Source organism: Nocardioides agariphilus, assembly GCF_015352445.1.
In the GTDB taxonomy this organism is placed as follows: Bacteria; Actinomycetota; Actinomycetes; order Propionibacteriales; family Nocardioidaceae; genus Nocardioides; species Nocardioides agariphilus.
Genome location: NZ_JADKPO010000019.1, coordinates 64,580 through 87,118, shown reverse-complemented (window position 1 = coordinate 87,118; position 22,539 = coordinate 64,580). Strand labels below are relative to the sequence as shown.

At 70.3% G+C, this 22,539-nt stretch carries 22 protein-coding genes and 1 riboswitch; of the genes, 11 read left to right on the top strand and 11 right to left on the bottom strand.

All coding sequences use genetic code 11. From position 1 onward, the window contains the following. Positions 1 to 149: 149 nt before the first annotated feature. From ISU10_RS14755 to ISU10_RS14735, 5 genes are read right to left on the bottom strand one after another with little or no spacing between them, the layout of a single operon-like run. Entirely contained in the window at positions 150 to 1,094 is a 945-nt protein-coding gene (locus ISU10_RS14755; RefSeq protein WP_194697167.1) for an ROK family protein, read from the bottom strand. Between the two features lie 8 nt (positions 1,095 to 1,102). Further along, positions 1,103 to 2,047 (bottom strand): ROK family glucokinase, encoded by a 945-nt coding sequence (locus tag ISU10_RS14750; protein ID WP_194697166.1) that lies wholly within the window; start codon positions 2,045 to 2,047, stop codon positions 1,103 to 1,105. Next, entirely contained in the window at positions 2,044 to 2,457 is a 414-nt protein-coding gene (locus ISU10_RS14745; protein ID WP_194697165.1) for a hypothetical protein, read from the bottom strand. The genes ISU10_RS14750 and ISU10_RS14745 overlap by 4 nt, the downstream gene beginning before the upstream one ends. A 16-nt stretch (positions 2,458 to 2,473) precedes the next feature. Beyond that, complete coding sequence (locus ISU10_RS14740) at positions 2,474 to 3,673, bottom strand: ArsA family ATPase (protein WP_194697164.1); 1,200 nt, start codon at positions 3,671 to 3,673, stop codon at positions 2,474 to 2,476. 13 nt (positions 3,674 to 3,686) lie between these two features. Then, the gene (locus tag ISU10_RS14735) at positions 3,687 to 4,130 is read right to left on the bottom strand and encodes an SRPBCC family protein (protein ID WP_194697163.1); all 444 of its coding nucleotides are present in this window, start codon (positions 4,128 to 4,130) and stop codon (positions 3,687 to 3,689) included. 150 nt (positions 4,131 to 4,280) lie between these two features. Between ISU10_RS14735 and ISU10_RS14730 the strand changes: the two genes are divergently transcribed. The 10 genes from ISU10_RS14730 (at position 4,281) to ISU10_RS14685 (ending at position 14,830) form a co-directional block, all read left to right on the top strand. Continuing rightward, the gene (locus ISU10_RS14730) at positions 4,281 to 6,110 is read left to right on the top strand and encodes an AMP-dependent synthetase/ligase (RefSeq protein ID WP_194697162.1); all 1,830 of its coding nucleotides are present in this window, start codon (positions 4,281 to 4,283) and stop codon (positions 6,108 to 6,110) included. 175 nt (positions 6,111 to 6,285) lie between these two features. Beyond that, positions 6,286 to 7,053 carry a Flp pilus assembly protein CpaB gene (cpaB, locus tag ISU10_RS14725; protein ID WP_194697161.1) on the top strand — a complete coding sequence of 256 codons (768 nt, stop codon included), beginning with the start codon at positions 6,286 to 6,288 and terminating at the stop codon, positions 7,051 to 7,053. A 26-nt stretch (positions 7,054 to 7,079) separates the two neighbouring features. Then, entirely contained in the window at positions 7,080 to 8,264 is a 1,185-nt protein-coding gene (locus ISU10_RS14720) for a CpaE/TadZ family protein (RefSeq protein WP_194697160.1), read from the top strand. A gap of 3 nt (positions 8,265 to 8,267) precedes the next feature. Further along, positions 8,268 to 9,824: a TadA family conjugal transfer-associated ATPase gene (locus tag ISU10_RS14715; protein ID WP_194697159.1), complete on the top strand. Its 1,557-nt coding sequence runs from the start codon at positions 8,268 to 8,270 to the stop codon at positions 9,822 to 9,824. Positions 9,825 to 9,850: 26 nt separating this feature from the next. Continuing rightward, positions 9,851 to 10,852, top strand: coding sequence for a type II secretion system F family protein (locus ISU10_RS14710; protein ID WP_194697158.1), 1,002 nt, complete (start codon positions 9,851 to 9,853; stop codon positions 10,850 to 10,852). Positions 10,853 to 10,856: 4 nt separating this feature from the next. After that, positions 10,857 to 11,783, top strand: coding sequence for a type II secretion system F family protein (locus tag ISU10_RS14705; RefSeq protein ID WP_194697157.1), 927 nt, complete (start codon positions 10,857 to 10,859; stop codon positions 11,781 to 11,783). Next, on the top strand, positions 11,780 to 13,393 hold the full coding sequence (locus tag ISU10_RS14700) for a sensor histidine kinase (RefSeq protein WP_194697156.1): 1,614 nt from the start codon (positions 11,780 to 11,782) through the stop codon (positions 13,391 to 13,393). Before ISU10_RS14705 ends, ISU10_RS14700 begins: the two co-directional genes overlap by 4 nt. A 29-nt stretch (positions 13,394 to 13,422) precedes the next feature. Beyond that, positions 13,423 to 14,106, top strand: coding sequence for a response regulator transcription factor (locus ISU10_RS14695; protein WP_194697155.1), 684 nt, complete (start codon positions 13,423 to 13,425; stop codon positions 14,104 to 14,106). A gap of 221 nt (positions 14,107 to 14,327) precedes the next feature. Continuing rightward, positions 14,328 to 14,519, top strand: coding sequence for a Flp family type IVb pilin (locus tag ISU10_RS14690; RefSeq protein WP_194697154.1), 192 nt, complete (start codon positions 14,328 to 14,330; stop codon positions 14,517 to 14,519). A gap of 83 nt (positions 14,520 to 14,602) precedes the next feature. Continuing rightward, complete coding sequence (locus ISU10_RS14685) at positions 14,603 to 14,830, top strand: Flp family type IVb pilin (protein WP_228500921.1); 228 nt, start codon at positions 14,603 to 14,605, stop codon at positions 14,828 to 14,830. A gap of 2 nt (positions 14,831 to 14,832) precedes the next feature. Here ISU10_RS14685 and ISU10_RS14680 read toward each other — a convergent pair whose 3' ends face one another. The 6 genes from ISU10_RS14680 to ISU10_RS14655 form a co-directional block, all read right to left on the bottom strand. Beyond that, on the bottom strand, positions 14,833 to 16,113 hold the full coding sequence (locus tag ISU10_RS14680) for a M48 family metallopeptidase (RefSeq protein WP_194697153.1): 1,281 nt from the start codon (positions 16,111 to 16,113) through the stop codon (positions 14,833 to 14,835). A 12-nt stretch (positions 16,114 to 16,125) separates the two neighbouring features. Next, entirely contained in the window at positions 16,126 to 17,343 is a 1,218-nt protein-coding gene (locus ISU10_RS14675; RefSeq protein ID WP_194697152.1) for a hypothetical protein, read from the bottom strand. Between the two features lie 70 nt (positions 17,344 to 17,413). Then, entirely contained in the window at positions 17,414 to 18,403 is a 990-nt protein-coding gene (locus ISU10_RS14670) for a C40 family peptidase (protein WP_370865410.1), read from the bottom strand. 27 nt (positions 18,404 to 18,430) lie between these two features. Continuing rightward, a riboswitch (cyclic di-AMP (ydaO/yuaA leader) is annotated at positions 18,431 to 18,611 on the bottom strand. A 194-nt stretch (positions 18,612 to 18,805) separates the two neighbouring features. Then, positions 18,806 to 19,012, bottom strand: a complete 207-nt coding sequence (locus ISU10_RS14665) for a hypothetical protein (protein WP_194697151.1) — start codon at positions 19,010 to 19,012, stop codon at positions 18,806 to 18,808. Between the two features lie 70 nt (positions 19,013 to 19,082). Then, the gene (locus ISU10_RS14660) at positions 19,083 to 20,378 is read right to left on the bottom strand and encodes an NYN domain-containing protein (protein ID WP_194697150.1); all 1,296 of its coding nucleotides are present in this window, start codon (positions 20,376 to 20,378) and stop codon (positions 19,083 to 19,085) included. A gap of 12 nt (positions 20,379 to 20,390) precedes the next feature. Continuing rightward, positions 20,391 to 20,648 (bottom strand): hypothetical protein, encoded by a 258-nt coding sequence (locus tag ISU10_RS14655; RefSeq protein WP_194697149.1) that lies wholly within the window; start codon positions 20,646 to 20,648, stop codon positions 20,391 to 20,393. 93 nt (positions 20,649 to 20,741) lie between these two features. On the opposite strand from ISU10_RS14655, the gene ISU10_RS14650 reads away from it, so the two are divergent. Beyond that, entirely contained in the window at positions 20,742 to 22,538 is a 1,797-nt protein-coding gene (locus tag ISU10_RS14650; RefSeq protein ID WP_194697148.1) for a DEDD exonuclease domain-containing protein, read from the top strand. Position 22,539 lies beyond the last annotated feature (1 nt).

The window sequence follows — 22,539 nt, the reverse complement described above, 5'->3', positions numbered from 1 at the left end:
GGAAGGCGCGCTAGCGCCTGTCTCGAAACCCGGTGAGCTGAAGGCGTCCCCTACCGATGGTTTCGAGACGGTTGCTAGCGCAACCTCCTCAACCAGCAAACCCACTCGCCGGTTGAGGAAGGCGCGCAAGCGCCTGTCTCGAAACCAGGTCACCCGACGATGGTGCGCGCCAGCCAGGCGGCGCCGATCAGCCCGGACTCGGGGCCGAGGGCGGCGGGTACGACGGGTGGGACCACGCGGTCCTCAGCTCCGACCAGGGACTGCGCCAGGGCGGCGCGGGCGGGGTCGAGCAGGAGCCGGCCCGCTGCCGAGACGCCCCCACCGATGACCAGCAGGGCAGGGTCGAAGGACGCCACGAGGTTGGCCAGCCCGACCCCCAACCAGCCACCGACCTCGGCGAAGGCCGAGAGAGAGACCGCGTCGCCCTGACTGGCTGCCTCGGTCACCATGGCCCCGGTCAGCGCGGCCGCATCACCCCCACAGGCACGCGAGAGGACGGCCGACTTGCCCAGGCTCGCGCGGGCGTGCCGGACGAGCGCATTCCCGCTGCAGTACTGCTCCCAGCACCCGTGACGGCCGCACTGGCAGGGCAGTCCACCGGGCACCACCTGCTGATGACCGAACTCGCCCGCCATCCCGCCCGCGCCGCGCCACAGCTCGCCCCCGAGCAGGATCGCCCCGCCGATGCCGGTGCCGAGGTTGACGATGACCGCAGAGGAGGCGTCGGCCGCCGCGCCGTACGCCTTCTCGGCCAGGGCGGTGCAGTTGGCGTCGTTGTCCATGATCACAGGCACGCCCCACGCCATCTTCAGGCGAGCGACCACGTCGTCGCCGCGCCACGGCAGGTGCGGAGCGAACAGCACCCGCGTGCGCGTGGTGTCGACGAAGCCCGCAGCAGCAAGGCCGACGGCCGACACGACGCGACCGTCCGCCACTTCCTCGACCGCCTCGGTGAGCGCGGCCTCGACGAGGGCCGCTTGTACCCGACGGCCAGGGGTGCTGCGCACTGCCGTGCGCACGACGCTTCCGTCAGCGGCGACCTCGCCCGCGAGGACCTTGGTGCCGCCGATGTCGATGCCGACGAACAGGCTCATCGCACGACTCAGCGGTAGCGGGCCAGGTCGGCCGCACCGATCAGGCCGGCACGGTTGCCCAGCCGGGCGGGCCGCACCTCGGCGAGCGGACGGTGGCCGCGACCGGTGAGCTCACGGGCGAACGCCGCGCGGATCGGCTCGAGCAGCAGGTCGCCTGCCGCGCTGACCCCACCGCCGACGACCACAACGGCGGGGTCGAGGACCGCGACGAGGGACGCGACCCCCTCCCCCAGCCAGCGACCGAGCGCAGCGAGCTGCTCGATGCAGAAGGGGTCACCCTGCTGGGCGCACTCGGTGATCATCGGGCCGTTGATGGCCGCGGCATCTCCGCTGGCCCGGTCCAGGAGAGTACGTGCGAGCAGCGACCCGCCCGCAGCGGCAGCTCTGGCCTCACGCACCAACGCGGTGCCGCTCCCGTAGGACTCCAGGCAGCCGTGGTTGCCGCAGCCGCACAGTACGCCGTCGGGGACCACCCGCATGTGCCCGATCTCGCCGCCGACACCGAATGCCCCCCGGTGCAGCTGGCCGTCGAGCACCACGCCGCCGCCGACGCCCGTGCCGACGGTCACCAGCAAGAGGTCGTCCACGTCCGCGCCTCCACCGAACCGGAACTCGCCCCAGGCCGCGGCGTTGGCGTCGTTCTCGACCACCACCGGCAGGCTGACCCGGGCCTCCAGCTCCGAGCGGAGGTCGAGGTCGCGCCAGGCCAGGTTGGGAGCGAACATCACCACTGAGCGCGACTTGTCGATGTACCCGGCAGCGCCGACGCCGACCGCGGAGACCTCGTGCCGCGACGCCAGTTCGGTGACCAGCCGGGTGATCGCGTCCTCGATCGCGGCCACATCGGTCGCCGGCGACACGACACGCAGCTCCTCGACGACGTTGCCGTGCTCGTCGACGACGCCACCCAGGATCTTGGTGCCGCCGACGTCAACCCCACACGTCAGGCTCATCCGTCCTCACCCGGCCCATCTGGCAGGTCATCTGGCCGGTCATCTGGCCACTCGTCGGTCAGGTCGATCCGCTCGACCCCTGACCGGCGGGTGTCGGGCACCGTGGTCGCCAACGCCGCCGACAGTGCCTGGGCGAGCGAGGCAACCGCGGCCGACAGGTGCTCGCGCACCTCGGGTGAGGACGTACGCACAGCCTGGATCCCGCGGCAGATCGGGCAGAAGCGGCAGTCCTCACCGTTGGCGAGGTGGGCATCGAGGTCGTGGGCCGCCGCGCCCAGGCCGGTCGACGCCTGGGCCGCCAGGCCCGACACCGCGCCGCCGAGCTCGCCGCCATGGTCGCGTGCCCAGTCGGCGACCGCGCCGAGGAGCTTGGCGGCCTCCTCGGCAGCTGACCCCACGGGCTCGGTCACGGCTCCGTCACGGCAGTCACAGCTCGGCCCTCTCCTCTTCCACGAACCGCACCTGCAGCTCGCCATCCTCGACCCGAGCACCCGCCACCCGGTGCCGGGCGAGGCCGGCGGGCACCGTGAGGAGACGACGATACGACCCGACGGTGACCACGAGGTCGTCGCCGTTGCGCGCGAGATCGACATCGGCCCGGCCTACCAGCGGGAGCGCGAGGTGCAAGGTCGTGCCCCCTCGCGCACCCGGCCCCGAGCCGGACACGCGGAAGGGGCCCTCGCCGGTCGGTACGGCGAGCGGATCGTCCGCGGCGTAGGTCTCGGCAGCCAGCTCCGCCAGAGCCTTGACTCCCACGGGCTCGCTAGCGCGGTAGGCCGCGCGCCACAGGGGTAGCCCGGCGAACGACTCCTCGACCTCGGCCAGCACGCCGTCTTGTGCCACCACCCACCCGGCCCGCCAGTCGTCGGCGCCTGCCGCCGGGAAGACCCGGTTGGCGATGATGCCGTCGACGCGGTAGCCGTAGAGGGACAGCGTGGTCCACGAGCGCCGCGCCTCAGCCAGCACCACGGCCTCCGGCGTCAGCACGATGCGCACGGTGGCACCCGCTCCGGTCAGGAGCTCGCGCACCTCGTCGAGCTCGGAGTGCAGGCGCACCACTGCGTCGAAGACCGAGTCGTCCGGCATCGGCACACCTGCGGCCCGGGTGAGCACGGGACGCAGGGCCTTCACCACGCGGCGCTCGACGGGCAGGACCCGGTCGATGTACCAACCCAGGGCCTCGGGCAGGGCGAGCAAGCGCAGGGTCTCGGCGGTCGGTGCGCAGTCGACGACCACGACGTCCCAGCGCCCGGAGGCCGCGTGGTGGCGCAGCTCGAGCAGCGCCAGCACCTCCTCGGCACCCGGGACGACCGTGAGCTCCTCGGCCGCCACCGGGTCGAGACCGGCGGCCGACAGCACCGAGAGCAGGTAGCGCTGGATGTCGGCCCAGGACTGCTCGAACCGCAGCTGGGCGTCGACCTGCTGGACCCACAACCGCTCCGCGACCTCGACCGGCTCCTTGAACCGGTCGCCGCCTGCAGCCCCGAACGCATCGGCCAGCGAGTGCGCGGCATCGGTCGAGAGCACCAGCGTGCGCTGGCCGTCGGCAGCGGCGAGGGCTGCCGTGCCCGCAGCGAGAGTGGACTTGCCGACCCCACCCTTGCCCGTGAAGAGCAGGACCCTCACCGGGTCATGCCCGTCAACCGGCCAGGGACTCGACGCGCTGCTTGAGACCCTTCAGCGCTGTGTCGATCAGGATCTTCTCGCCCTTGCGCTTGATCATCCCGATCAGCGGGATCGAGACGTCGAGCGCCAGACGGTAGGTCACCTCGGTCGACCCGTTGCCGAGGTCGCGCAGCACGTAGGCGCCGTCGAGGGCCCGCAGCATCTTGCCCTCGGCCAGGGTCCAGGACACGTCGCGGTCGCCGTTCCAGGTGTAGGCCAGGGTGTACTCGTCCTTGATGGGCGCGACGTCCAGCGCGAAGAAGACCTCCTTGGCCCGCCCGCGCGCACCTTCGGCGCGCACGCTGGCCTCCTTGACGCCCTTGGCCCACTCCGGGTAAGCCGGGAAGTCGGCGATGACATCCATGACCGCCGCGGGGGACGCGTCGATGACGATCGAGGAGGAGGTCTGCTCGGCCATGGCTCGTGGAGCCTAGCCGACCGCGAGCCTCCCCCTGCCGGTAGCCTCGCATCGCGACGATCGCTGGTTGAGGTGCGAGTCCAGGTCGCTTGTCTGGGAGCGAGCCTCGCAACCGAGATCCACGGACACCCGGTCGACAAGGAGTAGGGCGTGCGCGAGTTCTCCACCCCCATGTCCGGACCGCTGGCGTCGGCGCCGGTGACGGGCAACCTCACCGACGACGTGGTGCGCAACGCCGCCGAGGCCCCTGAGGCCGGCGTGTTCGCGCGCCGCTCCCCCGACTCCGAGGAGTGGCTGGCCGTCACCGCGGCGGAGTTCCTCGACCAGGTGCGCGGTGTCGCGAAGGGTCTCATCGCGGCCGGCGTCGGCGCCGGGGACCGCGTCGCACTGATCTCGCGCACGAGGTACGAGTGGACGCTGTTCGACTACGCGATCTGGTTCGCTGGCGGCGTGGGCGTGCCGGTCTACGAGACCTCGTCCGCCGAGCAGCTGGGCTGGATCCTGCACGACAGCGGCGCGCACGCCGTCGTCGCCGAGAGCGCCACGCACCTGAGCCGGATCGCCGAGGTGCGTTCGGACCTCGAGGAGCTGCGGCACGTCTGGTCGATCGCGGACAGCGCCGTCGATGTGCTCACGCGGCTCGGCGCCGACATCGACGATGCCGAGCTCGAGTCTCGTCGTACGGCGGCCGGACCCGGTGACCTGGCCACCATCATCTACACGTCGGGGACCACGGGTCGCCCGAAGGGCTGCATGCTCACCCACGGCAACTTCATGACCGAGCTGGGCGTGGCGGTGCCCGAGCTCGAGGAGCTGTTCACCGAGGACGCCTCGACACTCCTCTTCCTCCCTCTGGCTCACGTGTTCGCGCGGGTCATCCAGATCGGTGCGGTCAAGGCCCGCGTGAGGCTTGGTCACAGCTCCGATGTCACCACCTTGGTGCGCGACCTCGGTCAGTTCCGGCCGACGTTCGTGCTCGCCGTACCCCGGGTCTTCGAGAAGATCTTCAACACCGCGTCCCAGAACGCGACGGCTGAAGGCAGGGGCAGGATCTTCGACCGGGCCGCCGAGGTGGCGATCGCCTGGTCCCGTGGCTCCGACCCGGCGGGAGGGGGCAAGCCGTCGGTCGCCGTGCGGGCCCAGCATGCTGTGTTCACCAGGCTGGTCTACGGCCGCATCCGGGCTGCGCTCGGCGGTCGCTGCGTCTACGCGATCTCGGGCGGCGCACCACTCGGCGAGCGCCTCGGCCACTTCTACCGCGGGATCGGCCTGGTCGTGCTCGAGGGCTACGGCCTCACCGAGACCACGGCCGCCCTCACCGTCAACACCCCTGACGCGGTCAAGATCGGCACCGTCGGACGTCCGCTCCCCGGCACGTCGGTGCGCGTCGCCGACGACGGCGAGCTGCTGTTCGCCGGGGGTCAGGTCTTCCATGGCTACTGGGGCGACCCCGACGCGACCACCGAGGTCCTCGAGCCGGACGGCTGGTTCCACACCGGCGACCTGGGTGAGATCGACGACGAGGGGTTCGTGCGGATCACCGGCCGCAAGAAGGAGATCCTGGTGACGGCCGGCGGCAAGAACGTCGCCCCCGCCGTCTTGGAGGACCGGCTGCGCGCCCACCCGCTTGTCGACCAGTGCATGGTGGTCGGCGACGGCCGTCCCTTCATCGCGGCCCTGGTCACCCTCGACCATGAGGTGGTCGACTCGTGGGCCAGGCACCACGACAAGCCCGTCCCCTCCGAACGCCGCGACGGCCTGGCCGGCGTGGTCGACGATCCCGACCTGCGGGCGGCCCTCGACTCCGCCGTCGAGGAGGCCAACCGGGCCGTCTCGAAGGCGGAGTCGATCCGCAAGTACGCCGTGTTGCCCGTCCAGTGGAGCGAGGAGGGCGGGCAGCTGACCCCCAGCCTCAAGCTCAAGCGGGACGTGGTGATGCGCGAGCACCGAGACGACGTGGCGGAGCTCTACGGGACGTGACGCCCGCCGCTCTCTTGAGAGCCGCGACGCGTCGGCGTTCATTTCTTTACGAAAAGCCCCCGCACCCCCAGACCCGCCTTTACGATTCCTGAGGCGAGCCACCGACGGCTTGCTGGCAGTTCAAGCTCAGCGCGGGGGGTGCTGGGTAGACACCAGGCACCGAAAGGGTCACCCGATGGATCGCCGCAGGATCCTCCTCATCATCGCAGCCGTCATTGCCGCACTCGGCACTCTGCTCGTCTTCCTCTACGTACGCAGCGCAGACGCTCGCGCCGAGGACAAGATCGACGCCGTCGAGGTGCTCACCGCCACCCAGCCCATCGTCGCCGGCGAGAGCTACGACGACGCGCTGGCCGCCGGCAAGATCGCGTCCAAGGGCGTGGCTCGCAGCCAGCTGCTCCAGGGCGTGCAGACCAGCCCCGACGCGCTCAAGGGCACGGTTGCCCTCCAGAACCTCCTTCCTGGTGAGCAGATCGTCGCCGACAAGTTCGGCGCCAACGCCGCCGAGGTCGCCTCCCCGCTGGGCATCCCCGCCAACAAGATGGCGATCTCGATCAACCTGACCGACCCCGACCGCGTGGCCGGCTTCGTCAACCCGGGCTCCGAGGTCGCGATCTTCGTCTCGGCCGACTCCGGGACCGGCAACACCGCAGAGGCGGCCGCGGCCGACCAGCAGCCGCGTACCTCCTTGCTGCTGGCTCGCGTCACCGTCCTGGGCGTCGGCAGCACGACCCCGGTGACCACGACGACCACGGCCGAGGACGGCACGCAGCAGACCGAGCAACTGCCCCGTACGCTGCTGACGCTCGCGCTCAGCCAGGACGAGGCGCAGAAGGTGATCCTCGCGTCGAAGAACTACGACGTGACCTTCGCGCTCCTCACCAAGGACAGCCAGGTCGCCCAAGGTCCGGCCACCAAGTCCAGCGACATCCTGGTCCCCTGAACCACCACGTGACCGGAAGGTAGGCCATGCCCGTCATCGTCGATCCCGACAGCGGCAGTGTCCGCAGGCTGCTCGGGGCACTGCCGCCCGGATGCCAGTCAGTCGACTCTCCCGACAGGCTGCTCCCCTGGCTGGCCCAGCACAGCGACGAGTACGTCGTCGTGCTGGGGCCGAACGTGCGGTTCGACGATGCCGTGACGGTCTGCGAGGGCTTGCGCGTCAGCCGGCCGATGACCGGCGTCATCTTGGTCCGCGAGAGCTTCGACACCCAGACGCTGGCCCGCGCGATGCAGGCCGGCGCCCGGGAGGTCGTGGCCCTCAACGACCTCGACAGCATTGCGGGCGCCGTCACCAGGGCTCACCAGTTCTCGGTGGCGCTGCGAGGTCCTGCTGCGGCTGAGCACCACGGCCAGGTCATCGCGGTGTTCTCGCCCAAGGGCGGGGTCGGCAAGACCACCATCGCGGTCAACCTGGCGCTGGCGCTCACCGACAAGGGCAACCGGCAGGTCTGCCTGGTCGACTTCGACCTGGCCTTCGGTGACGTCGCGATCACGCTCCAGCTCTTCCCCACCCACACCATCGAGCACGCCATCGGCTCCGAGAACAACGTCGACGCGGCCCTGCTCGACTCGCTGCTGGCTCGCTACCAGGACTCCCTCAAGGTGCTTCCGGCCCCGAGCCACCCCGACGTACGCGAGCGGATCACCCCGACGCTGATCAGCCAGACGCTCAACACGCTGCGCTCGATGTTCGACTACATCGTGGTCGACTCCGCGCCGGCGTTCGACGAGCAGACGCTGACGGTGCTGGAGGACGCGGACGAGACCGTGATCATCGCGACCCTCGACGTGCCCACGCTCAAGAACGTCAAGGTCGCGCTCGACACCCTCGAGATGCTGGCCATCGGGCGCGGCCACCGGCACCTCCTGCTCAACCGGGCCGACGACGCCGTGGGCATCGACGCGCAGAAGGTCGAGTCGATCCTGGGCATGGACATCTCGACCCAGATCACCACGTCGATCGACATCGCGGCGTCCACCAACTCCGGGGTGCCGATCCTCACCTCCACGCCTCACCACCCCTCCAGCGCCGCCATCCGCAACCTGGCGGCCATGTTCACCGGAGACCCGGTCTCCCCCAGCGGCGCCGAACCGGGTCGCCACGCCGATGTCGACGGCGAGCGTCGCTCGCGGTTCAGGATCAGGAGATAGACCATGAGCAGCCTCGCCGAGCGCCTCGCCGCCGCCCGCCGTCAGGCGGAGCAGGCAGCACAGGGCGACAACCCCGCCGCGCCGGATCAAGCAGCCCCAGGGGCCGGTGGCCCCGCTGACGGTGGCACTCCCGGCCCGGACGCGACGCCTCCCGGAGGTGGCGCCCAGACCGGGTACGCCGCGTCGGCCCAGGCCAACAGCGGCGAGTCCGACGCGCGGCGCCGTCAGGCCCCGAAGACGCCCGAGACGGTGGTCAGCCGTCGACGAGGAGGCGCCTCAGAGCAGGAGCGCCTCGACGAGCTCAAGGGCTACGTGCACGCCGAGCTGGTCAAGCAGCTCGGCCCCCACCTCTACGCCGCGGACGTCGACCAGGCCGACCTGGAGAGCCGGGTCCGCCAGGTGCTGGCCGACGTGCTGTCGCGGCAAGAGCGGCCGATCAGCAACGCCGACCGGACCCGGATCACCCAGGAGATCAGCGACGACATCCTCGGCTACGGCCCGATCGAGCCCTTCTTGCGCGACGCCGACGTCACCGAGGTCATGGTCAACGGCTTCGACCAGATCTACCTGGAGAAGGAAGGCCGCCTCCAGCCGGTCAAGGCGCAGTTCAGCGACGAGGCCCACCTGCGCCGCACGATCGACAAGATCGTGTCCCGCATCGGCCGCCGCGTCGACGAGTCCAGCCCCATGGTCGACGCCCGCCTTCCCGATGGCTCGCGTGTCAACGCGGTCATCCCGCCGCTGGCTATCGACGGCTCCTGCCTGACCATCCGAAAGTTCGCGACCGACCCGCTGACGGTGCACAACCTGATCGACTTCGGGTCGCTGTCGGACAAGACTGCCGACTTCCTGGACGCGTGCGTCCGTGGCCGCCTCAACATCATCGTCTCGGGCGGTACGGGCGCCGGGAAGACCACGACGCTCAACGTCTTGTCGTCCTTCATCCCCAACGACGAGCGCATCGTCACCATCGAGGACGCCGCCGAGCTCCAGCTCAAGCAGGACCACGTGGTGCGGCTGGAGTCCCGCCCCAACAACATCGAGGGCAAGGGCGCGGTCACCATCCGCGACCTGGTGAGGAACTCGCTGCGTATGCGCCCTGACCGCGTTGTCGTCGGTGAGGTCCGCGACGCCTCCGCGCTCGACATGCTCCAGGCCATGAACACCGGTCACGACGGCTCGATCTGTACCCTTCACTCCAACGGTCCCCGCGACACCCTGGCCCGCATGGAGACCATGGTGCTGATGGCCGGCATGGAGCTGCCCGTGCGAGCCATCCGCGAGCAGGTCGCCTCCGCGGTCGACCTGATCGTCCACCAGGCCCGCTTCAAGGACGGTTCGCGCCGCATCACCCACGTCACCGAGGTGGAGTCGATGGAGGGCGACGTGATCACCCTGCAGGACATCTTCGTCTACGACCACTCCGCCGGCTTCGACCACCAGGGCAAGGCCCTCGGTGGCCTGATCCCGACCGGACTGCGGCCGAAGTTCCTGGAGAAGATGACTCACTCCAACGTCACGGTCGACCCGCTGATCTTCTCCCGAGGTGGCGTGCGATGAGCGCTTCGGTCGCGATGGTGACCCCCATGGTTGCCCCCATGGTTGCGCTGGCCGACCTGCCGGGCTGGACCCTGTGGGCCGGGCTCGGGGCACTCGGCATCGGCCTCCTCGGCGTGCTGACGATGGCCATCCCGCGTCCGCGCGAGATGAGTGCCGAGGAAGCCGTCCAGCTCTACGCCTCCGGCCGCACGGGCACCGGTCACGCGATGTCGATGCCGCAGACCGACCAGCTCGCTGCGGCGAAGTCCGCCGCGGCGGGACTGCTCAAGCGCAACCGCAGCCTGGAGATGCGCATCAACGCGCGGCTCGAGGGCGCCGGCAGCCAGCTCAACGCCTCGGAGTGGCTGCTGATGCACGTGGCCATCGTGTTGGTGGCCGGCTTCGTCGGCACCGTGCTCGGTGGCGGCAAGGTCTTGATCGGCGTGATCTTCCTCGCCGTCGGCGCGGTGGTGCCGTGGGTCTACCTCGGCTTCCGGCGCAGTCGGCGGCGCAAGGCCTTCGGTCGCAGCCTTCCCGACACCCTGACGTTGATGTCCGGTTCGCTGACGGCCGGCCTCTCCTTGGCCCAGTCGATCGACACGATCGTCAACGAGGGCACCGAGCCGATCGCCTCGGAGTTCCGCCGGGTACTGGTGGAGACACGACTGGGCGTGAGCCTCGAGACCGCGCTCGAAGGCGTCGGCGAGCGCTTCGAGAGCAAGGACTTCGCGTGGGTCGTGATGGCGATCAACATCCAGCGCAAGGTCGGTGGCAACCTCGCCGAGCTGCTCGACACCGTGGCCAAGACGATTCGCGAGCGCGAGTACATGCGTCGCCAGGTCGCCGCGCTCGCAGCTGAGGGCAAGCTGTCCGCCTACGTGCTCGGCGGACTGCCGCCCCTGTTCTTCATCTACCTGCTGTTCACGCGCTACGACTACGTGTCCGAGCTCTGGAGCCGACCGTTGGGCTACCTGATGCTGGTCGGCTCGGTGTGCATCCTGGGCATCGGCGCCTTCTGGATGTCGCGGGTCATCAAGGTGGAGGTCTGATCCGATGACCATGCTCTTCATCATGGGCGTGCTGCTCGTCTTCACTGCCCTCGTCCTCGTCAGCTCGGCGATCCGCAACGCCGCGCCGAGCACCGGCGTCGCCCGCTCGATCGAGCTGATCGAGGCCATGACGAGCGCACCCTCCGAGCTGACCCAGGACCTCGACAAGTCCTTCGGCGAGCGCGTGCTGCTGCCGCTGCAGAACCGGTTCACCGGCCTGGGTCGCAGGCTGTCCGGTGCCGACAGTGCCGAGCGGATCCGCCACAAGCTGGACCTCGCCGGCAACCCGCCCGGATGGACCGTCGACCGCGTGATGAGCGGCAAGGTCGTGGGCGCCATGGCCGGGCTGGTCGGCGGTGTGCTCTTCTCGTTCATGCTCGGCGGCCCCCTCACCAAGGTGATCGTGGTGGCCGGGGTCACCCTGGCCGGGTTCTTCTCGCCCACCTTCTACCTCTACCAGCGTGCCTACGACCGCTCGGCCCGGTTGCTGCGTGAGCTGCCCGACGCCATCGACCTGCTGACCATCTCGGTCGAGTCGGGTCTGGGCTTCGACGCCGCGTTGCAGCAGGTGGCCCACAACACCGAGGGCCCGCTCGCCGACGAGTTCTCCCGAGTCCTGCGCGAGATGCAGATCGGCTCCTCCCGCAGCGAGTCGCTGCGGGCACTGGCCGACCGCACGAACGTCGGTGAGCTGCGCTCCTTCGTCGGCTCGATGGTGCAGGCCGATGCGTTCGGTATCCCGATCGCCAACGTGCTGCGCGTCCAATCCTCCGAGATGCGCGTCAAGCGCCGTCAGCGTGCGGAGGAGAAGGCGCAGCAGGTGCCGGTGAAGATGACGATCCCGCTCATCTTCTGCATCCTGCCCTCGCTCTTCATCGTGATCATGGGCCCGGCCGTGCTCCAGGTGATGGACAGCTTCAGCGGGCTATGAGCCAGGAAGGCCCGCTGCGGCAGTACGCCCTGCTGGCCGGCGCGACGCGTGGCTTCGCCATCGTCGCGCTGGTGCTGGCAAGCGTCCTGGCGGGCGACTCCACCGGAGTCCTGGCGGTGCTCAGCATCGGGTGCATCTGGCTGGCCGCGACGACCGCCGAGCGCACCGCCGTACCTGTGCTGGTGACCATCCTCGGTGAGGCTGCGCTCGTCGGTGTGGCCGGCGCACTGTCGCTGGCCGAGACCTTCCAGCTGCTCACTGTCCTGGCGTTCCCGCCCTTCACCGCCGCATTGCGGCGCGGCGCGTGGGGAGCCCTCCTCTCGCTGGTGACCGAGCTGCTCGGGTTCAGCGCGGTCGTGGTCCTGGTGACCGGCGGGCTGACCATGCCCGAGACCACCAGCCTGGTGACGTGGACGATCTTCAGCCTGGGCCTGGCCCTGATCGGCTCGTTCATCTACGCGACCTACCGCGAGCCCGTCGACCCGCTCGACTCCTACCGCAACGCCCAGGCGCTGATCCGCGAGCTGATCGGCCTCTCCGACAACCTCTACCGCGGCCTCGAGCCCGTCACCCTGGCGGCCACCATCGCCAGCGCCGTCCACGACGAGCTGCCCGTCCGCGGGCTGATCGTGCACGTGCCACGCGGCGAGCAGCTCACGCCCATCATCGACGACCACCGCGGCACCGAGCAGGAAGCCCGCCACGCCGAAGAGCTCGCGGCTCAGGCGATGCGGCTGCGCAGCATCGTGGTCGACGATCGTGCCTTCGCGCTTCCGTTGAGCAGTGGTGCGGGCACCGTCGCCATCGTCACCGGCTTCCTGTCCCCCGGTCTCGACCCGCAGACCTTGGGACTGCAGTACACCTTGTCCACGTTGGCGGTGAACCTCGAGCCCGACATCGTGCACCTCGACACCGCCTTGCTGTTCGCAGCGTTCAGGGACGCAGCCACGGTCGAGGAGCGCCGCCGACTGGCCCGCGAGATGCACGACGGTGTGGCCCAGGAGATGGCCTCACTGGGCTACCTGGTCGACGAGATCATGCACGACTGTGACTCACCTGGAATCGAGCTGCGGCTTCAGGTGCTGCGCGAGCGCCTCAGCGCCGTCGTCGGCGAAGTGCGACGTTCGGTCCGGACGCTACGCACGAGCGTCGGCGAGAACGAGAGCCTGGGCACCGCCATCGGCTCCGTGGCCCGCCACCTGACCGGCACCTCCGGCGTACCCATCCAGGTCACCCTCGACGAGAGCACGCAGCGCCTGCGGCCCGAGGTCGAGGCCGAGCTGCTGCGCATCGCCCAGGAGGCGATGAACAACGCCGTCAGGCACGCCGAGGCCACCACGATCGAGGTGCAGTGCACCGTGGCTCCCCCACACGTCGAGATCGTCGTCTCCGACGACGGTCGGGGCATGATGGGCCGGCGCGAGGACTCACACGGCCTGGAGATCATGGCCGAGCGCGCTCGCCTCGTGGAGGCCGACTTCACGGTGCGCAGGCGAGAGCCGCACGGGACCGTGTTGTCGGTCGTCATCGACGGCGCCGGCAGGACCCGACCGCCGGCACCGAGCCCGATAGGTGCAGGGACCGAACAGGGGCGTGTCCTGCAGCCATGACCACTCCCCCACTTGCGAGGCTGAATCACATGACGGCCAACACGACCGAGGCGGCAGCCAGGTCCGACGTGCGAGTTCTCGTCGTCGACGACCACGAGCTCATCAGGCAGGGCCTGGTGGGCGCGTTCGCGCGCGAGCCGGGCATGACCGTGGTGGGCGACGCTGCCAACGTCACCCAGGCCCTCAAGTCCTACGAGGAGCACAGCCCGGACGTCGTGGTGACCGACCTGCAACTGCCCGACGGCACCGGGCTCGACATCATCCGTTCGATCCGTCGCACCAACCAGCAGGCCGGCCTCGTGGTCGTGACCATGCACTCCGGCGACGAGCAGATCTTCGCCGCCATGGAGGCTGGTGCGTCGGCGTTCGTCGGCAAGGACGCGCCCAGCGCCGAGGTCGTCAAGGCGGCCCGCCACGCCGTCGTATCACCCCGTTCGTTCCTGTGCGCGGGGTTGGTCCAGGCGATGATGCGCCGGGCCTCGGCCGAGTCCACGCGGCTGTCTGACCGCGAGCACCAGGTGCTGGTGCTGCTGGCAGACGGCCTGGGAGCCGGCCAGATCGCCCAGAAGCTCTACCTCAGCGAGTCCACGGCCAAGTCCCACATCGCGCGCATCTACCAGAAGCTGGGCGCCAGCAACCGCGCTCAGGCGCTCGTGACGGCCATGCGGATCGGGCTGCTCTCGAGCCTGCCCAGCCGCGACCTCAGCGACTGACCCACGTCCGAGAGCGCTGACGCGTTGCCTCCGTCGGGATACGACGGATTTCGGCGTTCTCCTGCGGCCCTAGCAGGAGCCACGCAAACATAGTCCGAAAGGACTACTCGACAAGAGTCGATCACCTGATGAGGGCGGAGGCCGGTTCGAGCAGACTTTTCTCCGGAGGCCCCCGGCCTTCTTGGAACTCAAAATCCCCTTTCACACAGGAGAACAAAGAAATGCTGGACTACCTCCGCATCATGCTGAACGCCCGCCTCGCCAAGATGGACGAGCGCGGCGCCTCCGCCGTCGAGTACGGCCTGCTCGTTGCTGGCATCGCCGCCGTCATCGTCGGCATCGTGTTCCTGCTCGGTGGCACCCTCAGCGGCGTCTTCCAGAACACCAACGACTCGATCGCTCCGGCTAACTGATCGCAGTCTGACCAAGTTCGACGTGGCCGTGGGTCCCGGGTATCACCCTGGACCCACGGCCACAGTCTCAACAGGAGCCGAAAATGCTGGTCTTGTCCCCCCCGATGCTTGAGGTGCTCGCGCGCATCTCCGCCTACATGGCCGGGTTCCGCAAGAACGAACGCGGTGCCTCCGCGGTCGAGTACGGCCTATTGGTCGCCGGGATCGCCGCAGTCATCGTCGGCGCCGTCTTCTTGTTCGGCCAGGGCGTGTTCTCCGGCCTGTTCCAGCAGACCTGTGACTCGATCGGCCAGAACATGGGCGGCTGCTGACCTCAATCTGCTCGGTCCGACAGCCACCCGGCGATCGCGATCCTCTCACGGGTCGTCGGGTGGCTGCCGAACCAGAACTGCGACCAGGCCGGGGACGAGAGATCGTTCAAGGACCTGGTCGCTAGTTGTTTCTGGAGCTCGACGAAGGCCCTCGGGTCCGCGGTGGCCTCCAGGGCCGTCACGTCGGCCCGGGTCTCGATCCTCCTGCTGATCCCGTTCTGGACGGGACTGGCCATCAGTCCTGCCACCGCCACCAGCGCCAGCACCAGGGGCACCACCGCCGGATCACCGGCGGTGTTCTGCGGGTCGGCCTCCCCGTGACGTGTCCGCCGTCGACGCGAGAGCACGACGCCCAACAGCCCGATCGCGGTCATCGCACCGGCCGCGCCGAGCAATGATCCGTGCAGGACATCGTCGTACTTCGCGTGACCCAGCTCGTGGGCTACGACCGAGAGCGCCTGGTCCTGTGGCAGGTCGTTGACCAGGTTGTCGTAGAGCACCACCCTCCGGGTGCCTCCGAACCCGGACACGTAGGCGTTGAGGGTCGTGGTGCGCCGTGACGCGTCGGCCACGAGCACGTCGTCGACGGGCACGCCCTCCTCGTCGGCCAGCTGCAGGACGGCGGTGCGCAACGGACCGGCTTCCAGCGGGGTGAAGCTGTTGAAGAGCGGCTCGACCAGTAGCGGGTAGACGAAGGAGCCCACGAGCACCAGGGCAGCCGCGATCAGACCTGCGATGGCCGGCCACCAGGTGCGCCACCGGCGTGCGCATCCGACCACCAGGAGCAGGACGAGCGACGTGGTGACCACGCCCACCGCCCAGGACACGACGACGTCGCGCGCCCAGTCCGGCCACGCCTGGGTCGACAGCCCGTAGGACACCCTGCGGCGATAGCCGACGACAGCGAAGGGCAACGTCGCCAGGCGCCCGACCAGCGAAACCGCGGCGACGCCCAGGAGCACCCGGACCCACCACCAGCCCCGCAGCCGGCCCATCAGCCGACGACCCGCCCGGGTGAAGCCCAGCCAACAAGCCACCGCCATCGACACGGCGTAGGACGCCCACCCGAGCAGCCGAGCCGGCCCGGCATACGCCGAGGCCCGGGCGAGCTGGTCGGCCGGGAGCACCGACTCGCGAGAGGGCAGCGTGCTCGGACCTCCGCCAGGGACGGGGTGCCACGGCACCAGCAACACCGCCAGCACCACGAAAGCTGCGCCGCCCACGAGAGCAACGGCCGCGGCGACCCGGGTAGCCGACCTGGGGTCGCTCGGGGGTCGAGGCACCGAACCAGTCTGTCAGCCGGCCAAATCCCGTAGCCGGCGCTGCCAGAGGCGGGTCAGGTCGGACTCGGTGAGCGCGAAGTGGCGCCCGAGTGCCTCGGCGAGCGGCGTGCCGCGGAGGACGTCGGTGTAGAGAGCCACCAGGGCGGGCTCCCCAGCGCGGTCGGCCAGCAGCACGCAGGCCAGCCAGGCCGATTCGTAGGTCGCACCCAGATGACCTGATCCGGTGGCGAACTCCGCGTCTCCGGGCAGCACTGACGGCACTCCGTCGCGACGCACCTGGCTGATGATCTGTGCGGCGCTGGTGGTCACCGGGAGGTCGACGTCTCGCAGGGCGACGTAGTCGGCGAAGCCCTCGACCAACCAGGGCACGGCGTTGCTGCGCGCCGCTCCGGTGGCCAGGTGCACGACCTCGTGGCTCAGCACCACCTGGGCGCCGGTCGGCTGCAGCTCGTCGAAGACCTCAGGGTTGACGAACACGTGCACGGGCGAGTCGGTGTCGGGTGAGCCGTCAACCGGTGCAGTCACCGCGGCGATGCCGCTGGACGTGCCGGGGCTGGCGTCCATGGCCCGGTCGAGCGCGGCACTCGAGGCAGGCACCTCCACCACGAGCCGACCGTGCCACGACGGCAGCACCCGGTGAACGACGCCCACAGCCTCGGTCGACAGCCGGAGGTAGCGCGCCGCCTCGCTTCGGGACAGTGCCCCGTGGCCCGCCACGGCGACCGTGATGCCGCGGGCGGTGGCAACGGCCAGCGGTCCCGAGAGCCAGATGGGCAGACGCCCGCTGTCGGGGTCGCCGAAGCCCAAGATCGCCACGTGGTCGGGACCGTCGGGACGGAAGCTGACGGTCACCTCGGCACGAGCCGGCACCGAGCCCGTGTCGTCGGCGTAGCGCCACCGCGTCTCGACGGCGGCCGACCAGGTGCCGTCGGCGGCGACGCTGCCCGTCTCGTCGACATACCTCAGGTCGACCGAGAGCCCCAGGGAACCCGCGCCGCTCGCGACATCACCGAGGAGGCGGGCTGCCCGGTCGTCGCCGGGCGGCGCCAGCTCGGAGGCGGCTGCTGCATCGCCCGTGTCGAGCGCGTCTTGGAGCGCGTCGAGGGTCTCGGCGGCCAAGGCCGGGAGCGGGCCCGGCGCGTTGCCATTGCTGCTGCCGGGCAGGTCGGCGTCGTACGGCGCATCGTCGAGCACCACCCAGATGACGGCGCTGGCGACCAGGACGGCCACCAGCGCGATCGCGATGGCGAGCCTGCGACCGAGGCGTCCACCAAACCGCCCCTCGGATGAGGGGTCAGGGTCAGCCAGGGCGGACCGCGCCGGAGTACGGCATGGAGAACACGCCGGCCACGCGCACCCCGGCGCCCGGGTTGGCAGCGTGGACGATCAGACCGTTGCCGATGTAGATCGCGACGTGACTGATCGGGCTGTAGTAGAAGACCAGGTCACCGGGTCGCAGCGCGTTGGACGGGATGTGCGGACCCGAGCCGAACTGTGCGCTCGAGGAGTGCGGAAGACCGACGCCCGCTTGGGCCCACGCCATCATCGTCAAGCCGGAACAGTCGAAGGCGCTCGGACCGGCAGCGCCGTAGACGTAGGCGTCGCCGACCTGGGCCATCGCGTAGCGGACTGCTGCTGCGGCGCGACCGGACGCGGGTACGCCGGAGGGCAGGCGCACCTCGCCGCCACGCGAGGCGAGCAGCGCGGCACGCTCCTCCTCCTCGAGGTCGGCGAGCTGCGACTTGGCGGCGGCGAGCTTGTCGTCGACCGACTTCTGCTCCTTGGCCAGCTGCTTCTCGAGCTCGGCGATCTGGGCCTGCCGGTCCCGAGTGGCGGTGCGGCGGATGTTGAGGGCCTTGAGCTCGGTCGCGTAGTCGGCGAAGAGCTGCGACTGGATGTCGTTGTAGGCCGAGATCGTCGTCAGCTGGGAGAGGAACAAGCCCGGGTCCTCCGAGACGACGGCTTGGCCGACCGCGGAGAGGCTGGTGCCTTCGTACTGGCTGACGATGGAGTCCTGGACCTGCCCGCGGACCTCGTCGAGACGAGAGTTCTGGCGGCCCTGGTCGGCCTCGAGGGAGGCGAGGTCCTTGCGGAGCTCGGCTAGCTCGACCTTCGCGTCGTTGTAGCGCTCCTGGGCCTGCTCCGCCTCGTGGTAGAGGCGGTCGACCCGGGTCTTGACCTCGTCGATGGTGGGATCGGCCTGGGCGGGCGACGACGGCACGGAGCCGATCGCCACGGCAAGCAGGACAGCGGTGATGGCGGCGCTGGCGCGCCTCCGACCGGTCAGCACGAGCGGGCGGTCTCCCTTGGTTGTCGTACGCCTACCGGGTGAGCTGACGGGTTCGGGCACGACTTGCCCTACCCCTCTTCCGTGACGGACGGGTCCCTGCCCTTCGGCAGAGCGCCTGACCGCCCACTCGGAGGGGATTCACCCCAGGTGTGGTTGGTTCCCCGGCTCCGGACTGCCCGTGTCGCTGGTGGACGGTCCGGATTCAGCGCGGTGCTCGCGCGGACCCTGGTAGTCCACTTCCACGAGCACCTGAGCGCATGACACTAGTAGCGGTCTGGCCAGGTGTCCAAACATGGGACGCACCGGGCTCGACGTGTCGCGTTATCTATTCGTGACACGCTGTCACACAGGTCACATCCGGGCGCCTCAGCCTCACCAGTCACACGGGTCACAGCCACCCGCTCAAGCGGACTCGATCTCAGGAGAGGCCACCGGCTGGACCAACCGCAGCGGCGGCACCAGCCCGCCTTGGGCCAAGACGTCGAGCGCGCGGCACGCGTCGTCGTCGAAGGTCAGCTCGGGAGGCGGACCGAGCAGCACGGTCACCACACAGTCGCCGCACGCCAACCCCCTCACCACGCAGGTGTCGCAATCGATCCTCGTCGTCATGCCCGCGACTCTTGCACCGGGCACCGACAGTCAGGGTCGAGGTGTTTCCTGGCTGCTCTCGTCGAGCAGGTCAACCGCGGTCGAGAAGCTCGATCAGAGCGGCAGCCGACGCGACCCTCGACCCGGCAGCGCGGGCGTCGCGTACCACTGCCTGGTCGTCGGTCACGACGACCACCGCGCGTCCGGGTGGCTCGGCGGCGACGAGGTCGCGCAGCACGTCGTCGGCGATCACCCCAGGCGGGCTGAACACGACCTTCACACCACGCGGGGCCGCTACGACGGGACGGCTCGTCAGGTTGGCAGCGTCGAAGACGACGGTCGTCTCGGCACCGGTGCGCGAGACCAGAGGCGCGATCGAGCGGAGCAGGCGTTGCCGCTGCGCCTCGAGGGACGACTGCGCCCACGCGCTCTTGCTGACGTTGTAGCCGTCGATCAGCAACCGGGAGCGAGGCATCGAGAGCACCTGTTCGAGCAGCGATCCACTCGTGAGCACGCTGACCGTCGTCGGCGCCCGATCGTCGCCGGACTCGGCGAGCTCGGCCTCCACCCGGTCCCCGGGAGCGCCGGACACGGCCGGGAGGGCCAGCTCCCGCCTCAACCCGGCAGCCGCCTCGATGACGGAGTCGAGCAGGAGCCGCGCTCTCACGGTTGCCTCGTCGCGGTCGGCCCGTGACGTGCGGCGCTCCTCGCGGCGCTGCGCGGCCTGCTCGGCCTCGAGTTGCTCGACCCGGGCGCGCAGGCGGCGTAGCTCCTTGTCCTGACCTGCCTCGAGCGCTGCCGTCCGCGCGCGGGCCTCCTCGGCGAGCCGGAGCGCCTCCTCCGCGGTCTCGCGAGCCTGGCGCTCCGCGGTCCGGGACTCGCCGAGCTTGCGTCGCAGCGTGGCGTTCTCGGTCTTGTACTCCTCGAGCTGCGCCTTGGACTTGGCCCGCGCCTCCCGCGCTGCCTGCTCGGCGGCCTCGAGCCGGTCGCGCACGCGAGCCAGCTCCGCCGCGTCGCGCCCCCCACGCACGTCCTCCGCCGTGGAGCCGGCCTGGCCCACGAGGTCGCTCCACCCGTCCTCACGCGACAGCCAGGCCCGGGCGGCGACCTCGACCCTGTCGTCGTCCTTGGTCGCCAGCGCTGCCACCTGGACCGCCACGCGCTCTCGCAGGTCGTCATCGAGCAGTGCCTCGCCGATGGCGCTGCCGCCCAGGCGGGCGCGACGGTTGGGCGCGAAGCCAGCCACCCGGCGTACGGCCGGAGGCAGGCCAGCTACGAGTGGCAGCACCTCGGCGGTAAGCGCCAGCACCCGCCCGCGTACGCCGTCGGGCAGCGCTGCGAGGTCGTCGTACGGGCTGGCGTCGCTCCCGACCGGGTGGGTGGCCATGTCAGGCCCGGCTCAGCCGGCCTCGGCGCGAGAGACCAGTTCGATGGCGTCGGTGCGTCCGCACCAGCGGCACGTCACCGACTCCACGACCTCGCTGCGGACCTCGGTGTCCTCGACGGCGACGTTGCCCGCGAGGTCGACGTGCCAGTACTCGACGGTGCGCCGGGACCGCGCCACGTCGAAGCGGGTCAGGTTGCCGCACCCGCCGCAGCGCCAGCGCTGGTCAGGACCCGGCAGTGCCGGGCTGCCTGCACCTGGTGGGCTGGTCATCGCTACTCCTGAGGTGTCGCACAGATGGGTGGGACAAGCGTATTGCGCGCGCCCTGCCGCTGAATGTCGGCGCTCGCGTCTACCTTCGCGAACATGGGGCTCCTCGGCGGCACGGTGAGGGATCAGGGTCCCCATGCCCGCTGGGACGTGCAACGCACTTTCGACGAGCTGGGCCGCCCGCTGCGTGAGCTGACCTTCTGCGTGGTCGACCTCGAGACGACCGGCGGGTCAGCCGACGGCGGTTCGATGATCACCGAGATCGGGGCCGTCAAGGTGCGCGGCGGCGAGGTCCTCGGGGAGTTCCAGACGCTGGTCAACCCCCACACGGCGATCCCGCCGTTCATCGCGGTGCTGACCGGCATCACCAACTCCATGGTCGTCGATGCGCCACCCATCGAGTCCGCGCTGCCCGCGTTCCTCGAGTTCGCGACCGGGTGCGTGCTGGTGGCCCACAACGCACCGTTCGACGTGGGTTTCCTGCGTCACTTCGCCGAGCTCCAGGACCGCCCCTGGCCGGCGTTCGAGGTGCTCGACACCGCGCTGATGGCGCGCCGGGTGATCACGCGTGACGACGCTCCCAACTGCAAGCTCTCGTCGTTGGCCAAGGTCTTCCGCTCCGGCACCACGCCCAACCACCGGGCCCTGGCCGACGCACGGGCGACCGTCGACGTGCTCCACGGGCTGATGGAGCGGCTCGGCGGCCTGGGCGTCCACACGCTCGAGGAGCTCCAGACGTTCTCCTCCCGGGTCAGCCCCGTGGTGCGCCGCAAGAGGCACCTGGCCGAGCACCTCCCTCACGCCCCCGGCGTCTACCTCTTCCGAGACGACCGTGCGCGCGTCCTCTACGTCGGCACCTCCCGCGACCTGCGCAGCCGGGTCCGCTCCTACTTCACCTCCTCCGAGACCCGCAGCCGGATGGGCGAGATGGTGGGCCTGGCAACCGAGGTGACCGGCATCGAGTGCGCGACGCCGCTCGAGGCCGAGGTGCGCGAGCTGCGGCTGATCGCCGAGCACAAGCCGAAGTACAACCGGCGCTCACGGTTCCCCGAGAAGGTCTCGTTCATCAAGCTCACCTCGGAGCCGTGGCCGCGACTCTCCCTGGTCAAGCGAGTGGTCGACGACGGTGCCGACTACCTCGGTCCGTTCCGTTCCCGGCGCACGGCCGAGCAGTGCCTGGCCGCGCTCCACGACACCTTCCCGTTGCGGCAGTGCTCCGACCGGCTGGGTCGCCGGTCCAGTCGTTCGCCGTGCGTCCTGGCCGAGATGGGCAGGTGCCTCTCGCCGTGCGACGGAAGCGTCGATGCCTCGACCTACGCCGCCGTGGTGCGCCAGCTTCGCGACAGCCTGGTCCGACGGCCCGACGAGGTGGTCGACGCCATCAACCGGCGCATGGAGAGTCTGGCCTCCGACGAGCGCTTCGAGGAGGCCGGCGCCCACCGTGACCGGCTGGCGGCGTTCGTCCGTGCCGCCGCACGCACGCAGCGGCTGACCGCACTGACGCGGCTGCCCGAGCTGGTCGCCGCCAGGCGCGAGGACGACGGCCGCTGGGCCGTGCACGTCGTGCGCTTCGGTCGGCTGGCCGCGGCCGGCGTGATCCCGAGCGGCGGCGACGCCCACCACTACGTCGGCTCGTTGCGCGCCGGCGCCGAGACGGTGCTCCCCTCTCCCGGCCCCGTCCCGGCCGCGACGGCCGAGGAGACCGAGCGGATCCTGCGGTGGCTGGAGTCCCCCGGCGTCCGCCTGGTCGACGTCGACGGCGAGTGGATCTGCCCGGTCGGCGGGGCATCTCGCCACCTGGCCCTCCACGACGCGGTCAACCAGAGCCGCCTGACCCTGGTCCCCTTCGACGACCGGCGCTCGATCTCGCCGGTCCACCAGCCAGCGCGCTGAA